The 15,215-nt window shown below is 44.0% G+C and carries 13 protein-coding genes; 7 read left to right on the top strand and 6 right to left on the bottom strand.

The genetic code is table 11. The features are described from left to right. Window positions 1-135 precede the first annotated feature (135 nt). Window positions 136-1,245 carry a PEGA domain-containing protein gene (locus MED222_RS16270; RefSeq protein WP_009846003.1) on the bottom strand — a complete coding sequence of 370 codons (1,110 nt, stop codon included), beginning with the start codon at window positions 1,243-1,245 and terminating at the stop codon, window positions 136-138. A 498-nt stretch (window positions 1,246-1,743) separates the two neighbouring features. On the opposite strand from MED222_RS16270, the gene MED222_RS16275 reads away from it, so the two are divergent. The 3 genes from MED222_RS16275 to MED222_RS16285 all read left to right on the top strand — a co-directional run bounded on the left by MED222_RS16275 (window position 1,744) and on the right by MED222_RS16285 (window position 6,621). Further along, on the top strand, window positions 1,744-2,568 hold the full coding sequence (locus MED222_RS16275; protein WP_009846002.1) for an AraC family transcriptional regulator: 825 nt from the start codon (window positions 1,744-1,746) through the stop codon (window positions 2,566-2,568). 181 nt (window positions 2,569-2,749) lie between these two features. Next, window positions 2,750-5,905 (top strand): bifunctional proline dehydrogenase/L-glutamate gamma-semialdehyde dehydrogenase PutA, encoded by a 3,156-nt coding sequence (gene putA, locus MED222_RS16280; RefSeq protein ID WP_009846001.1) that lies wholly within the window; start codon window positions 2,750-2,752, stop codon window positions 5,903-5,905. An 11-nt stretch (window positions 5,906-5,916) separates the two neighbouring features. Next, entirely contained in the window at window positions 5,917-6,621 is a 705-nt protein-coding gene (locus MED222_RS16285; protein WP_009846000.1) for a 1-pyrroline-5-carboxylate dehydrogenase, read from the top strand. Here MED222_RS16285 and MED222_RS22435 read toward each other — a convergent pair. Beyond that, window positions 6,618-6,773, bottom strand: a complete 156-nt coding sequence (locus MED222_RS22435) for a hypothetical protein (RefSeq protein ID WP_009845999.1) — start codon at window positions 6,771-6,773, stop codon at window positions 6,618-6,620. The two genes, MED222_RS16285 and MED222_RS22435, sit on opposite strands and share 4 nt — an antisense overlap. Before the next feature lie 34 nt (window positions 6,774-6,807). On the opposite strand from MED222_RS22435, the gene putP reads away from it, so the two are divergent. Together putP and MED222_RS16295 are read left to right on the top strand one after the other, a co-directional pair. Continuing rightward, on the top strand, window positions 6,808-8,298 hold the full coding sequence (putP, locus tag MED222_RS16290; RefSeq protein WP_029222791.1) for a sodium/proline symporter PutP: 1,491 nt from the start codon (window positions 6,808-6,810) through the stop codon (window positions 8,296-8,298). A 440-nt stretch (window positions 8,299-8,738) separates the two neighbouring features. Further along, window positions 8,739-8,909, top strand: a complete 171-nt coding sequence (locus MED222_RS16295; RefSeq protein WP_372071041.1) for a hypothetical protein — start codon at window positions 8,739-8,741, stop codon at window positions 8,907-8,909. A 62-nt stretch (window positions 8,910-8,971) separates the two neighbouring features. Here MED222_RS16295 and MED222_RS22430 read toward each other — a convergent pair whose 3' ends face one another. Next, complete coding sequence (locus tag MED222_RS22430; RefSeq protein WP_009845996.1) at window positions 8,972-9,142, bottom strand: hypothetical protein; 171 nt, start codon at window positions 9,140-9,142, stop codon at window positions 8,972-8,974. Between the two features lie 279 nt (window positions 9,143-9,421). On the opposite strand from MED222_RS22430, the gene MED222_RS16300 reads away from it, so the two are divergent. After that, window positions 9,422-9,910: an Lrp/AsnC family transcriptional regulator gene (locus tag MED222_RS16300; RefSeq protein WP_009845995.1), complete on the top strand. Its 489-nt coding sequence runs from the start codon at window positions 9,422-9,424 to the stop codon at window positions 9,908-9,910. A 110-nt stretch (window positions 9,911-10,020) separates the two neighbouring features. Here the strand turns inward: MED222_RS16300 and MED222_RS16305 are convergent, their stop codons facing one another. Further along, complete coding sequence (locus MED222_RS16305; RefSeq protein ID WP_009845994.1) at window positions 10,021-10,725, bottom strand: DUF445 family protein; 705 nt, start codon at window positions 10,723-10,725, stop codon at window positions 10,021-10,023. A gap of 297 nt (window positions 10,726-11,022) precedes the next feature. Beyond that, window positions 11,023-12,873, bottom strand: coding sequence for an ABC transporter ATP-binding protein (locus tag MED222_RS16310; RefSeq protein ID WP_009845993.1), 1,851 nt, complete (start codon window positions 12,871-12,873; stop codon window positions 11,023-11,025). 566 nt (window positions 12,874-13,439) lie between these two features. Here MED222_RS16310 and MED222_RS16315 point away from each other — a divergent pair. After that, window positions 13,440-14,414 carry an arginine deiminase-related protein gene (locus MED222_RS16315; RefSeq protein WP_009845992.1) on the top strand — a complete coding sequence of 325 codons (975 nt, stop codon included), beginning with the start codon at window positions 13,440-13,442 and terminating at the stop codon, window positions 14,412-14,414. Between the two features lie 150 nt (window positions 14,415-14,564). Here the strand turns inward: MED222_RS16315 and MED222_RS16320 are convergent, their stop codons facing one another. Next, window positions 14,565-15,197 carry an esterase/lipase family protein gene (locus MED222_RS16320; protein ID WP_009845991.1) on the bottom strand — a complete coding sequence of 211 codons (633 nt, stop codon included), beginning with the start codon at window positions 15,195-15,197 and terminating at the stop codon, window positions 14,565-14,567. Between the last annotated feature and the right edge of the window lie 18 nt (window positions 15,198-15,215).

The raw sequence follows: 15,215 nt of genomic DNA, 5'->3' as shown, positions 1-15,215 counted from the left end.
TAGGTTAATTGAATATTCTAACGAAAACGCCATTTCGTTTGAAGCTACTTTCTATAACTACAAACAAGATGGCGAGTATTCATTCAGCTTTGTGAAATAGGCACGGCTATTTATATCAGGCTTAGCTTTATATATTTAGATTTCATTTTCTTTACTAGGAAGGAGTTTCACCCAAATAGTATCGCTGCCGTTGATAGTCACTGTGCGGTTGTATGATTCGTAACCTTCTTTTGAAATGGTTACTTGGTGACGACCGCTCGGTAGCGAAACCTCTAGGGGTGTGCTGCCGTATTTAATGCCGTTGATAGTGACTGAGTCATTGTACTGATCAGAACGTACCATCACGTTTGCCCACTGCTTGTCGCTCTTCTTTGTAACCTTAACGTCGCTGTCCGTTAAACAGTAGCGAGTTGAAACGTTCAATAAGTTACATGCTGCAATCGCTTCTGGTTTTGCTTGAAGTTGAGCTTGCATCTGCACAAAGTAAGAGTTGTTTCCAGAGAAACCGCTCTTGATTGCTTGGCTGTCTTGAACATGAATGTTCAATTGAACACCTTGTAAGTTTTGCTTCGCTAGCGTGCTTTCTGTGAGCTGTTCAAGTAATTTGCTCTTGAAGTTTTGTACTGCTTTCTGCTTCGTCAGGTGTTTACCTTGAGCAATACACTCACCCAGTGTCATTGTTGATGAACATGTGGTGGTGTAGCTCGTTTCAAGAACGGCACTTTCACGAAGTTCTGTTGCAATACGTTTAACGCGAGCTTCAACTTTTGATTCTTTCAAGTTAGCCAGCTCATTATTCAAACGAGCTTGCTTTTGCTTAATTTGAGAAAGGTAAATTTCGTTCTCATTCATCGCTTGCTGATTATCTAGCTGAGACGATTGATTCTCTTTAACCGCAGCCCAAGCATCTTGGTATCCTTTCTGAAAAGAAACCAGATCCGTTTCTGGATCGTCAAGTAAGCGACTGTATTGTTTGTCGAGTACAGATTTAGCTCGGTTACGTTTTGCCTTTAACTCTTCACCTTCACGTAACAACTTACTGTTCTGGTTTTGTAGTTGTTTTAAGGTCTCAGTTGCCGATACTTTGGTCGCTGAAATACGCTCAATATCTGAGTTTTTCTCTGTTAGCTTTGCATCGATAGCTGAAACGGGATCGACTTGATTCAGTTCTTCAGCTGATAACGATGCAGATACCCAAAGTGGGGATAGCGCAAGTAAAAGCGCTGAAATTCGAAAGTTAGTCATAGGTCCCTGCAACTTGTATATTTAAAATTGGCTCGTTAATAAAGTGTCTACTTCCTAGTTGTCAGTCACTAGTTATTAGCAATTAACACAGTACCCGTCTTTATACCGTTTTATTGCCCTCCAATCTACTCAAAAGCTAAGTTTCGGTACTTCGGATACACTTTTTACATATTTACACCGAAATAATTGAGCTATATAAGAAAATATTGTCGTTATGGTGTAGTCATTTGGTTTCCATTTGTGACTTGCTTTGACTTTTGGTGCTCAGATTTATTTGCTCTTGGAACAAGCAAGAGTGGCCTAAAGATTGGAAGGTTGACTTTACAAAGCCCGTAGTTTGGGCTCACTTGATCATACTTCCGGAGACATGATCACGTGGTTATCAATAATGATCTTTCTTTGAAGAAGAGAAAACATCTCTCATGATCATTTACAAATTCATCTTCTGCAGATTTCAGAGTATTATTCTTACTATGTCGACCTGAGTATTTTGATGTTATGCCTAAACCGTTACCCTTTCCGAACTTTGACTTGTCCCCGCTAAGCCTTACTGGCCCTCGCCCTGCGGAGATCATTACTTTGCCTTCGCATATGGACTGTCACGATCATCATTATTCGCAGGTGGTGATTGGTTTAAAAGGTCAGGCTGAATTTGAAGTGAGCGGTAAAGGCAATCTTGTCGGCCCAGGTCAAGGTTGTGTGGTAACGGCGAGCTCTGATCATGCTTTCGGTGGTGTGGTTGGCCAGTCGGACATCCTAGTACTCAATATGCCAGTGCCAACGGATGATGACCCTCTGATGCTAGAGAAGATCAATCAGTTAGAATCATCGAACGTCTACTTCCAATTAGACGCGCAAATTCAAAAGCTTATCCATATGTTGGTGCAAGAGATGCAGGCCAGTCCTGATGATCTGTTGTTGAGTCGAGCTTGTAATGACACGGTGATTGCGTTGATGCAAAGACACATCTCGGCATTTGAAACCTCGATTAAAGATTCGCGTTTCGATCTTGAGTCGTTGGATCGCTACATCGAACAACACTTGGCTAATAAGATCTCAGTCGCGCAGCTTGCAGGCAGTGTGTTCTTGGGCGAAAGCCAATTCCACATGCTATTCAAAGATCAAATGGGCATTACCCCTCACCAATATGTTTTAGGAAAGCGTATCGACCGCTCTCGACACCTTATTGAACAAGGTAATTTAAGCCTTGGACAGGTTGCAGAACTGGCTGGTTTTTCCGGTCAATCCTCCTTTACTCACACCTTTTCTCGCCTTCAAGGCATGTCACCATCTCAATACAAAAAGCAAACTTCTGTTAAATAGTGAAACAAAACGGCATATTATATTAAAGTTTCATATGTGACCTTGTGTTTGTTTTGTTAATAAAGCGAGTTTTTAGCAAAAAACTCGGAGTTTTTGACAAGTAATCCTTATATACTCTAAATACACTGCAGCCATTGTAGAGATCCCGGGCTAATTCCGGGTGTGAGATTAAGGAAAACGCATGTTTACAGCTACTGATGTGTTAAAGCCAGAATTCAACGAGCAGTCGCTTGCTGATCTATGGTCGCTTATCTCACCATTATATATGGTGGATGAAACCCAATGGCTAGAGCAACTTCTGCCGCTAGCTACCCCTTCTGAGTCAGAAAAGCAGCAGATCACAGACAAAACGACATCATTGATCGAAGCTATCCGTGCGGATAAGACTTCTATCCAGATGATCGATGCATTGTTGCTTGAATACAGCTTAGATACTCAAGAGGGCATCTTGCTAATGTGTCTGGCGGAAGCCTTGATGCGTATTCCTGATTCAGCAACCGCTGATGCGCTGATTCGTGACAAATTAAGCGTTGCGGATTGGAAGTCTCACCTAAAGAATTCAGACTCAGTATTTGTTAACGCATCCACTTGGGGATTAATGCTAACAGGTAAGGTGGTTGGACTTTCATCTAAAGAGCAGAGTGCGGGTCAAGCCGTTAATCGCTTAGTGAACAAGCTTTCTGAGCCGGTGATTCGTAAAGCGATGCACCAAGCAATGAAGGTGATGGGTCACCAATTCGTTCTTGGCCGCAGCATTGCTGAAGCGCAAAAGAACGGTAAGTCTATGCGTGATAAAGGCTTTACCTACTCATACGACATGCTAGGTGAAGCGGCACTGACCACTGCTGACGCAAATAAATACTTCAAAGATTACCTAATGGCGATTGAAGCCGTAGGTCGAGACAACTATGTTTCTCCACAATCGAAGGTCTCTTCAAAATCGAGCCCTGCGCCATCGGTATCGATCAAGCTTTCTGCGCTTCACCCACGTTATGAAGTGGCGAACGAAGACCGCGTACTGACTGAACTTTGCGACACGCTAGAGCAGCTATTGCGCCGTGCAGTAGAGCTCGATGTTGCGATTACGATTGATGCGGAAGAAGCGGATCGCCTAGAGCTTTCTCTTAAATTATTCGAAAAACTGTACCGTACTGATCTTGTAAAAGGTTGGGGTAAATTTGGTCTGGTTATTCAAGCCTACTCAAAGCGTGCACTACCGGTTCTAGTATGGCTAAACCGCCTAGCGAAAGAGCAGGGTGATTTGATCCCGCTTCGCTTGGTGAAAGGCGCGTACTGGGACAGCGAAATCAAATGGTCGCAACAAGCTGGCTTTACTGATTACCCAGTTTACACTCGTAAAGAAGCTACTGACGTAGCTTACCTTGCTTGTGCGCGTTACCTATTGAGCCCAAGTGTTCGAGGCAATATCTTCCCGCAGTTTGCGAGCCACAATGCTCATACGGTTTCTGCTATTGCCGTCATGACCGACCATAAAGACTTTGAATTCCAACGCTTACACGGCATGGGTGATTCTCTGTACAACCATGCGATGGAAGCTTACCAACAGTCGGTACGTATATACGCACCGGTTGGCAGCCATAAAGATCTACTGCCATACCTAGTACGTCGCTTGCTAGAAAATGGTGCAAACAGCTCGTTTGTCCACCGCCTAGTTGATGCGCGTTGCCCTGTGGCAGAGCTGACTCAACATCCTGTCGATATGCTTCTGGCATTCGATACATTGCACAACACTAAGATTCCTCTGCCTCCAGCGGTATTCCCTGAGCGTAAGAACTCTTACGGTGTGAACATTGATATTGAAAGCGAAGCGCATCAATTTGAAGAGAAAGTAAAAAGCTTCTTAAACAACCAATGGACTGCGGGCCCTGTGATCAACGGTGAATCTCTTGCCGAAAGCATGATCAAGGCTGATCAGAACGTTGAGCAAGTGACGGCACCTTATGATCGTCGTATTCATGTGGGTCAGGTGGCTTTTGCTAACCTTGATCATGTTTCCGCAGCGATCACTGGCGCAGACGCAGCATTCGCTGATTGGAACGCAACTTCGGTTGAAACCAAAGCGGCTGCACTTGATAAGTTGGCTGACCTGATGGAAGACAACCTCGCTGAGCTGGTGGCGATTTGTCATCAAGAAGCGGGTAAGACAATTCACGATAGTGTTGATGAAGTACGTGAAGCAGTCGATTTCTGTCGTTACTACGCAAAACAAGCTGACAATCTACAAGGTTTCGAACTAAAAGGTTTTGATGGCCAAACACGAATCGCTTCTCGACAAGGTCGTGGTGTGTTCGTTTGTATCAGCCCTTGGAACTTCCCTCTAGCTATCTTCCTTGGCCAAATTACTGCAGCACTAGTGGCGGGTAATACGGTTGTGGCTAAGCCTGCCGAGCAAACAAGCTTGATTGCTGCTCGTGCGGTTGAACTGATGAATGAAGCGGGCTTCCCTGCTGGCACGATTCAGCTACTACTGGGTCGCGGTGCTGAGATCGGCAGTGCGCTCACCAGTCATGATGCGATTGCGGGCGTTGCCTTTACTGGTTCTACACCAACGGCACAGCGTATCAATGTGTCATTAGCCACTCGTAATGCTAAGCCAGTTCCGTTTATTGCGGAAACAGGCGGCCAGAATGCGATGATCGTCGACAGTACTGCACTGCCTGAACAGGTAGTTCGTGATGTGATTCGTTCAGCATTCGCTTCAGCAGGTCAGCGTTGTTCTGCACTACGTGTGCTTTACATCCAAGAAGACATTGCAGACCGCGTGGTTGGATTGATTCACGGTGCAATGGACGAGCTGAGTGTTGGCATTCCACACCTTCATAAAACCGATGTTGGCCCTGTTATCGACCAAAACGCAAAACAGAAGCTAATGGCGCACTTAGAAAACATGACCAATACCCAGAAGAAGGTGGCTCAACTTTCTCTAGGTAGTGATTGTGAACATGGTGATTTTGTTCCACCAAGTGCTTTTGAAATTGATGACATCAACTGCTTGAAAGAAGAACAGTTTGGCCCAGTGCTACACATTGTTCGCTTCAAAGCGAGTGAGCTAGCGCAAGTGGTAGACCAAATCAACCAAACGGGCTTTGGCTTAACCATGGGTATCCACAGCCGTAACGAGACAACTTACCGTTGGATCGAAAAACACGTTCGTGTGGGTAACTGCTACATCAACCGTGACCAAGTGGGCGCCGTTGTTGGTGTTCAACCATTTGGTGGTCAAGGCTTGTCAGGTACTGGCCCTAAAGCGGGTGGTCCTCACTACCTATATCGCTTTACTGATATTCATTTCTCTCAATCACAAGACAAGGCATAAGGAGCATTATCATGGTTCATCAAGTGACAGGTTTTTCTGATGCTTTGCTAGCGTGGGAACAATGGAATCTTACCGATTTTGATTACAAGAGTGCTCAGGTACTTGCGCTTAAATCAGAGATCGAAAGTCAATCTGCGCCTTTGGCGATGGTGGCGACTTATCATCTAGAGCAAGCGTCTGCACTGCTTTCTGAACATCACCTAATGGCAGGTCCTACGGGCGAAACCAATGAGCTATATGCCGCAGGTCGCGGTGTGGCTTTGGTGATTGTTGATGATTGCGAAGTGAAAGTGCCAGCGCTGCAAACTGCAATGGCTTTGATTACTGCCGCGCTATTGGCAGGTAACAGCGTTCAATTGTGCAGTGATGATGTGCAGTTCAATACGTTAGTTGCAGACGCAGCTAAGTCGGCGAACTTGCCAACTAACTTGGTGCAAGTTGCCTCGTATGACGCTGCTCAACAGTTGTTGTCTTGCGATGTACGTAGCGTGGGTTACGTAGGTAACTCGCAAACGGCACAAGCTATCAATTTACAGCTTGCTAAGCGTGACGGTGCAATCGTCGGTTTAGTAGCTGAAACGGATCTGGTGACAATGAATGTTGCTAATGATCCACACCTATCGCTGCGCTTCATTACCGAGCGTACGCGAACTATAAATATAACAGCCGTGGGCGGTAACGCGACCTTGCTCGAACTTGGAAGTGAAGCTCACTAACCTTCAGTAAAATTGGCTCTAAGTACTTTTGGTTTTTTCCATTGTTGGGTTTTCTCCATCTTTGGATTTAATTCATAGTGCCTTGGAGCCTCAATACCTAACTCAATGCACTCGCTTGCCTTACGGTGAGTGTCTTGCATTGAATTAGGCATGGAAGGCTTTCTACAAAATGAGGACTATCAAATGATAGAAAACAGTTTTGCAATAACGACGACGTTCATTGCGTATCTAATTATGATGCTAGCGATCGGTGTTATTGCTTACAAACGTACATCTAACTCAACAGACTACTTCCTAGGTGGTCGTTCGTTAGGCCCATGGCCTGCTGCACTTTCTGCTGGTGCATCAGACATGAGTGGTTGGTTGCTACTTGGCCTGCCTGGTTACGCTTACGCTGCTGGCTTTGAAGCATTTTGGCTTGCTGGTGGTCTACTTGTTGGTACTTGGGCAAACTGGTTAATCAGTGCAAAACGTCTACGTACTTACAGCATTACGACTGAATCACTGACGCTGCCTGAGTTCCTATCTCGTCGTTTCAATGATAATTCTAAGCTGATCCAAACAATTTCTGCTTTCTTTATCCTTTTATTCTTCCTTTTCTACACAAGTTCAGGCTTGGTAGCAGGTGGTAAATTGTTTGAAACGGTATTCGGCCTTGATTACACAACAGCGGTAATTATCGGTACAGTCTGTGTAGTTTCGTACACTCTGTTTGGTGGTTTCCTAGCGGTATCTTGGACTGACTTGGTTCAAGGTCTACTCATGTCTGCAGCGCTATTGATTGTACCAATCGCGGCAATGAACGGTGGCCTAGGTCAGCTTTCTAGCGACCTACACAACATCAACCCAGAGCTGCTAACGCTATGGAATGATGCGAAGGGTGAGCCACTGTCTGCTATTGCGATCATCTCACTAGCGGCATGGGGTTTGGGTTACTTCGGTCAACCACACATCCTTGCGCGTTTCAAAGCAACACGTAGTAATAAAGACCTAACAACAGCGCGCCGCATTGCCGTTATCTGGACTGCACTGTCTATGATTGGTGCAATGCTTGTGGGTCTTGTTGGTCTAATCTATGTGACGAACTCTGGCGCACCTAAGCTAGACGATGGCGAGAAGATCTTCATGCTTCTTGTGAACGCGATGTTCCACCCAGTAATCGCCGGCATCCTACTTGCTGCCATTCTAGCGGCAATCATGAGTACTGCGGATTCACAACTTCTTGTTTCTTCATCTGCAATGGCAGAAGACCTGTATAAGCAAGTTTTGAAGAAAGACGCAACGTCAGAAGAGATTGTTCGTGTCGGCCGTTTCGCGGTTATTCTAATTTCTCTTGTTGCTCTTGTTCTGGCGATGACACCAGACAGCTCAGTACTTGGCCTTGTATCTTACGCATGGGCTGGTTTTGGTGCTGCATTCGGTCCTGCAATCGTATTAAGCCTATACTGGTCTCGTATGAACCGTAACGGCGCTCTAGCGGGTATCGTGGTTGGTGGTGTTACGATTGTACTTTGGAAGCAGTTCACGGGCGGTTGGTTCGATGTTTACGAAATCGTACCGGGAATCATCCTATCGACGCTTTCTATCGTTATTGTGAGCCTAATGACTGGCGAGCCAGAAGACGAAGTGAAAAAGCAACACGCTGAGTTCAAGAAGAACCTAGTTGAGCTAGACTAATTTACATTGTAAAACATATGTGAATTAGCAAAGAACATTAGCTAAAAAGCAATTGTAAAAAGTAATTGAAAAATAAAAGTAATAGAGTCACTTCGGTGGCTCTATTTTTTTATGTGGGCACTACCTTTGTCTTATAAAAAACCAGTAGGATACAGAAGAAGCACGGCTGTTATGAGGTTTACAATGTAAATCGAAACCAAATGATAGAAGGGAAATAAATAGAAGATAAAGGCTTTTCATAGCGCTTGATGTCAAAAAATAACCGATAAAATGGCTATTTTTTGAACTTGGCGCTCACTTTTGTTATTAGCTCGGTGAATTATTACACTGAATTGGACATCATGTGTCAATTATCAGTAACCACTAAAGACCTATAGGACAAAGGTATGCCTGATCTCTATTGCAAAGGATGTAAAAAAACAACACTACATAAGTCTATAATGAAACGTTGTGAATCTGAGCCTGAGACAACCTCTGGCCGTGTGATGCAATGGACGTCAAAGCTATTTAGTGGAAACCTGTACTACGACATGGAAACTCAACACTTCTGTCGAACGTGTAACTGTCGTTGTGAAACAGGAACTGCAGTTCCCCAAGTTGGTCTGGCTTAGATTGTAGTAAGTGCTTACTAACTTAGATTTAAAAACCTCCCTGATGGAGGTTTTTTCGTTTTTTATGCCGCTTTTAGTGAAGGTTCTGCCTCGACGACATTACCATCAATCTTAACTTCCCAGCCATAGTTTGAGTATTCACTTGCGAGTGCTTGGGCAACATCTTTTGATACCGTTACGTGTGTCCATGAACCGATTCCGTAAGGTTTATATGCGAGTTCTTGCGTTTTCATAATAGAGTCATCCTTTCTCTTTGAGAATTCTATTATTCACTTTGGCCTATATCCTTTCTTTCGTTTCTGGCTCAACTTATTTGTTAATCGGGTCATTTCTATAATAATTTGTTAATAACTGGAGTTTGATTTATAAGGGTTGTTATCGCTCCGTTCGGTTTTATATTTAACGTGAATAGGAATGGTCTATTTAGTTTTCTAAATGTGTGAGCAAGGTTTTCTTCGATTGCTCTTAGTATGGAATATACTGAGCGCAATCTAGAATGTTTAAGGAATATTATGTCTCAGCATCAACTCGATCGTATCGATAAAGAGATACTAAGAATTCTGCATATGAAAGGCCGTTTGCCCGTTGTTGAACTAGCGAAACAGGTCAACCTAACAACTTCACCTTGCTCTGATAGGTTGAAGCGATTGGAAAAAGTGGGCTACATCACAGGCTATCATGCTGAGCTTTGTTCAGAAAAGTTGGGGCTCGATGTCCAAGTGTTTATCCATATTCGCCTCGATCAAACCAGTTTTTCAATTTTTGATAAATTTGCACAAGCGGTTGAAACGATGCCTGAGGTCGAAGAGTGCTATTCGCTGTCGGGGGATTTTGACACCATGATCAAGGTTCGAGTAAAAGACATGAAGGCGTACCAAGCGTTTATGGCAACGAAATTGGGTACCCTGCCAGGTGTGATTCAGACACGCAGCGAAGTGGTGATTGAAGAACACAAGAAGGGCTTTGGTGTTAACCCTGAGCTGTTGGCCACCATAAAATAGTGACCTGCTTTCGCCTTACCAAGGTTATTTACATATAAAAAATGGAAGCCAATAAGCTTCCATTTTTTGTTGAACGTCAGATAAAGAGCAATCGGATAAACTTCTCCGTCTTACAGCGTAATTGCGGCAGAGATTAAACCAATCACACCGCCGAATACCCCACCCCAAACGACCAACCAACCAAGGTGTTTTTTGATCATGGTCTGAACCATCTCTTTAACCAGTTTTGGTGTCAGTTCATTCAAGCGCTGATCGATGATCGCTTCAATGTTCTCTTTGATTTCATCCATCATCGCAGGTGATTCAAGTTCATCCTTGATGGCATTTTTTACCGAATCACTCTTGCTGATTTCGATCACAGACTCTTGCATCTTCTCCACGAATGGCGCTTTCATTGGCTGTAGTGCTTCAGTGCCGCCAACCATCGCTAGCATGCCACCAAACTGTGAGTTTTCGATAACATGCACCAGCGATTCGAATGCAGGGTTAAAGTCGATCTTCTTAATCACAGGCTCTAGGTTGAGTGACTTTCCTGTCATCTCACTACTCAGAAAACGGTCGATGTTACTTTCGGTAAAGAACTGTTCCATCATCAGTTGTTTGATGGCTGCCTTGAACTCTTCAAAGCGCGCTGGAATAACGCCAGAACCATATAGGCCGGGTACTTTCTCGAACAACATGTGAATCGCAAGCCAGTTGGTGATGGCACCAGAAAATGCGAATAAACCTGCATAAAGCAAGTATTGGTTTGCTGTCGCATAGCCGCCAGCAAGCAGTGCTAACGCAATAACGTTAGTTAAGACACTTTTGTTCATGGTTGATCTCTAAAAAGAATACTGCGCGCATTTTAAGAAAAAAACGCCAAGAAAAAAACAAAAGGATCGATGAAGTTTATAGAACCAATGAAAACAGATGAGAAAGGGGCAGAGAATAACAGGCATAAAAAAGGCTAGCCTCCCCCCGAAGTCTAGCCTTATTCCAGAACGCGCAAGCGAAGCGTCATTGCTGTTAATGTCATTATATGATTACGACATAACATTCTGCCATGTGTAATTTACCGCCAATTAACATTTTGGTGTGAATTACGCCGCACTTTTAAAATGGAATATAAATTAAGCGCTCGTTGTCTGTTCAAGATCATCACCAATAAAGCCACCAGTCTGGTGATTCCACAATTGAGCATAGATGCCATTTTGTGTAATCAGCTCTTGGTGCGTGCCTTCTTCGACGATATTACCTTGGTCGAGTACGATCAAACGGTCCATTGCTGCAATCGTCGATAAACGGTGTGCAATCGCGATAACGGTTTTGCCTTCCATTAGTTCAATCAAGCTCTCTTGAATCGCTGCTTCTACCTCAGAATCGAGAGCAGATGTTGCTTCATCTAGAACCAACAGCGGAGCATTTTTCAGAAGAACACGTGAGATAGCGACACGTTGACGCTGCCCACCAGAAAGCTTAACGCCACGTTCACCTACTTGAGCATCGTAGCCAACGTTACCAAACGGGTCAGTTAGCGTTTCGATAAACTCATGAGCGTGTGCCTGTTTAGTCGCCGCGTATACCTCTTCGTCTGATGCCTCTGGTCGACCGTAAAGAATGTTGTCTTTGATCGAACGGTGCAGCAGTGAGGTATCTTGAGTCACCATACCTATGTTGCTACGCAGAGAATCTTGAGTAACGCTCGAGATCTCTTGGTCATCAATCAGGATGCGACCACTTTCTACATCGTGGAAACGCAGCAGTAAGTTAACTAGGGTCGATTTACCTGCACCTGAACGGCCAACCAAGCCGACTTTTTCACCCGGTTTGATGTTTAGGTTTAGGTTGTTAATCACCCCCTTATTCTCACCGTAGTTAAAGCTCACGTTGTCGAAGTTGATACCGCCTTGTGGAACGTCCAAAGGCTTTGCGTCTTTCTTGTCTTCGATAGCAATGGGCTTAGACAGTGTTTTAATACCATCAATTACAGTACCTAGGTTTTCAAACAGACCGCCGATTTCCCACATGATCCATTTCGACATACCGTTAATACGCAGAGCCAAGCTGACTGCAATCGCAATCGCACCGACCGTGATTGCGTTATCTAACCATAGGTAAATAGAGATACCGGCAATGCTGAATACCAATAGATAGTTAGCAAATTCAACGCAGATGTTGAAGCCTGTAACCAAGCGCATTTGGCGATGGACTGTGTCTAGGAAGCCTTCCATCCCTTCTTCTGCGTACTCGGTTTCTCTTTTACTATGAGAGAAAAGTTTGACCGTAGCGATGTTGGTGTAGCTATCAACAATGCGTCCTGTCATCAGTGAGCGAGCATCCGCCTGTTCTGAAGACACGTCTTTCAGCTTTGGTACGAAGTGCAGTTGGATACCGACGTAAATGAACAACCAAATCAACATTGGAGCCATTAAGCGCCAATCCGATTCAGCGAGCATGAACAGCATCGCTGTAAAGTAAACCGTCACGTAAACAAACACATCGACCATTTTGGTCACGGTTTCACGTACCGCGAGCGATGTTTGCATGACTTTGGTGGCAACACGCCCGGCAAAGTCATCTTGATAGAACGACAAACTTTGCTTCAAAAGGTAGCGGTGCGCTAACCAACGAATCGACATTGGATAGTTGCCCAGCAAAGTTTGGTGAAGCAATAGCGAATAAACACTGATCAAGATTGGCATCACGACCAACAGCAGAACGCCGAGCCCCATCAGTGTCGACTCGTTGTCTGCTAAGAAAGTGTCCGGGTTGCTGGTTGATAGCCAGTCAACCAGTTGTCCCATGTAACCGAACAGCGCAACTTCGATGATCGCGATGGTCATGCTCATCAATCCGAGCAAGATCAACGGCTTTTCAAAACCTCGTGTGTAATGGCGGCAGAATGCCAGTATTCCAGTAGGAGGTTGTATCGGCTCTCCCTTTGGAAAGGCTTCAGTAAAGCCTTCAAATTTCTTGTACATAGTTTTCCCTTTATAAGCTACTGCATCTTTGATGCTAGAGCATCGTGATGTGCAGCTTTGTTTTTATAGTCTTGATTTGAATTTTTCAGTTTTAGTTTGAAATTATATAAGTGCCAACGCGTTCTTATAAGTATTAAGCCATTCGATAGATTTTTGTTTAGTTCTTATGTAAGTACTTGGTTTAAGCGACACAGAACACCTCCAAAGAGTGTCTTTCATGAAGCTAATTTTAGATTGAATTAGACAGGAAAAGTTAAGCTTATTTCAAACGTAATTGATGGTTATGCAACGGTGATAATCCTAACGTTAAATGGATTAAATTGTAATCAAAACTCGTGTGGAGTTGAAAAATGAAATGAGAATATTTATCCAGTAAATTCTTTAACGAATATGCATACAGTTGGTTCTTTCTGATGTGCTGTTATCTTGCAGTAAAAATTACCGACTAATCTAAAATTCGCAGTAATTACTTGGGATAAATATTCAAATCATTGTGATTTTCAGTGAATTTTGTCGTAACAAGTTGTTTACAATTCTGAGGTAAATAAAAGATAGGGACGGTTAAAATGTTAAACCTACACAAAAAATCACTGCATATTACTAATGTTCAAAACGCAAATTGCGTTGTTATGGTGCCGCCAAAAGAATTTAAATTTAACGAAGAAACAGCCCGTGATAACGAGTTTCAGCACAGAGTCGATCTGACTGAAGCTGAGGTAAAGTTAGAAACGATGGCCGAGTTTAAGGCTATGGTGGTTTCGCTACGTAAAGAAGGTGTGCAAGTTGTAGAGTTTGATTATCCGGAACTGGGTGTTGAAACCCCTGACGCAGTGTTCCCAAACAACTGGTTCAGTACTTGTAGTGATGGAAGCCTATTCACTTTCCCTATGGCGTGTGAAAACCGTCAAAATGAAGTTAAGCCGAATGCACTTATTGAAGCGTTGGAAGCGTCTGGTCGCATTGTTAATCACAGTGAGTCTATGGAGTCGTACGTTGCTCAAGGTTCTTATCTAGAGAGCACAGGCGTGATGGTGATCGACCATATCAACAAGACCATTTATGCTGCGCTTTCACAACGTTGTGACCGCGAAGTATTGGAAGATTACGCGAAGCGCATTGGCTATTCTCGCGTGGTCTCGTTCCAAACGGCATTACCGTCTGGTCAACCGATTTACCATACCAATGTGATGATGGCGATTGGCGATAATTTCTGCGTGATCTGTGATGAAGTGATCCCAGAGTTTGAGCGCCGCTTTGTTGTGAAGTCTCTTGCCAAAGACAAGCAAGTTATCTCTATCTCAATCGATCAGATGAATCGTTTTTGTGGCAACATCCTTCAGCTTGAAACTGTGAATGGCGACAAGGTGATCGCGATGTCTCAATCGGCTTATGATGCGTTTTCTCCAGCTCAGTTAGCTCAGCTTTCGACACACGGTAAGCTACTACCATTTAACGTGAAAACGATCGAAGACATCGGCGGTGGTTCGGTGCGATGCATGTTGGGCGAGGTGTTCTTACCAACCCGAGTGAATCGTCTGTAGCAAGTATAGAAAGTATAGCAAGCGCTCATTTCCAGCAATGGATCTTCGAATACCACTCTTATCGCAGAGTGGTATTTTTGTTTTTATCTATCACAAATAAGAGAACAAGAGCTCGATACAGGAGTCAACGCGCAAAGCTACTGAAAAAAGCTATGAAGCGTCCTTAAAAGCTCTGTGTTCAATGAACTGAGCCGACAGTGTTACGACTTCCTTAGAGTAGACCAGCGCTGTGTGGTTGAGTTTGAGGGCGTAAGTATCAGTGGCTCCTCTCAGGTTGGCGTCTTCGAGTGTTACTGTGCCATCCCCAGGATTTCTTCCCAATACAATGCGTCCTACGCCAGCGTCGTAGGTGCCAGTAATTACGCCAATCGGCACATCAATATCGTAGTCACCCAAGCCATCGCTTAAAATCATTTTGCTCGAACCAAATATAAATCCAAGCCCATGATTAGACAGTGTTTTGGCGATGGTTGCCCCATTGTGCGGAGTGCCTGCTGTAATAATGCAGGTGTCGGCGAAGTGTGGTTGGTAGAATTTAAAGTAATGACGAATCAGCAAGCCACCCAGTGAGTGACCGAAAAAATAGACCTCATCATACTCATTAAAACGAGCATTCACGAAACGATTGAGACGTTTGGCTGCAGAAGGGAAACGCAGCGAGTTGTAGGCAAACTTGTGCGTTGTAAAGCCGCGTTTTTTGAAGTTTCTATCCAGATATTGCATGATCAACGCAGGCATATATAGACCATGAATTAAAACTATATGTTTGTTTTTATTATTCATTTTTGTCCTCCGTCTGAT

The sequence above is a fragment of the Vibrio sp. MED222 genome, from assembly GCF_000153005.1.
Lineage (GTDB): Bacteria > Pseudomonadota > Gammaproteobacteria > Enterobacterales > Vibrionaceae > Vibrio > Vibrio tasmaniensis_A.
The sequence above is the reverse complement of the archived record's forward strand: the minus strand, read 5'-3'. Positions and strand labels throughout refer to the sequence as shown.

Excerpts from the sequence above, each read along its gene's own strand:
- MED222_RS16315 (WP_009845992.1), top strand. The coding sequence starts at position 13,440 with ATGTTAAACCTACACAAAAAATCACTGCATATTACTAATGTTCAAAAC.
- MED222_RS22430 (WP_009845996.1), bottom strand. The coding sequence starts at position 9,142 with ATGAAAACGCAAGAACTCGCATATAAACCTTACGGAATCGGTTCATGG.
- MED222_RS16295 (WP_372071041.1), top strand. The coding sequence starts at position 8,739 with ATGAAACGTTGTGAATCTGAGCCTGAGACAACCTCTGGCCGTGTGATG.
- MED222_RS16320 (WP_009845991.1), bottom strand. The coding sequence starts at position 15,197 with ATGAATAATAAAAACAAACATATAGTTTTAATTCATGGTCTATATATG.
- MED222_RS16270 (WP_009846003.1), bottom strand. The coding sequence starts at position 1,245 with ATGACTAACTTTCGAATTTCAGCGCTTTTACTTGCGCTATCCCCACTT.
- MED222_RS16310 (WP_009845993.1), bottom strand. The coding sequence starts at position 12,873 with ATGTACAAGAAATTTGAAGGCTTTACTGAAGCCTTTCCAAAGGGAGAG.
- MED222_RS16275 (WP_009846002.1), top strand. The coding sequence starts at position 1,744 with ATGCCTAAACCGTTACCCTTTCCGAACTTTGACTTGTCCCCGCTAAGC.
- MED222_RS16300 (WP_009845995.1), top strand. The coding sequence starts at position 9,422 with ATGTCTCAGCATCAACTCGATCGTATCGATAAAGAGATACTAAGAATT.
- MED222_RS22435 (WP_009845999.1), bottom strand. The coding sequence starts at position 6,773 with ATGCCTAATTCAATGCAAGACACTCACCGTAAGGCAAGCGAGTGCATT.
- MED222_RS16285 (WP_009846000.1), top strand. The coding sequence starts at position 5,917 with ATGGTTCATCAAGTGACAGGTTTTTCTGATGCTTTGCTAGCGTGGGAA.
- putA (WP_009846001.1), top strand. The coding sequence starts at position 2,750 with ATGTTTACAGCTACTGATGTGTTAAAGCCAGAATTCAACGAGCAGTCG.
- MED222_RS16305 (WP_009845994.1), bottom strand. The coding sequence starts at position 10,725 with ATGAACAAAAGTGTCTTAACTAACGTTATTGCGTTAGCACTGCTTGCT.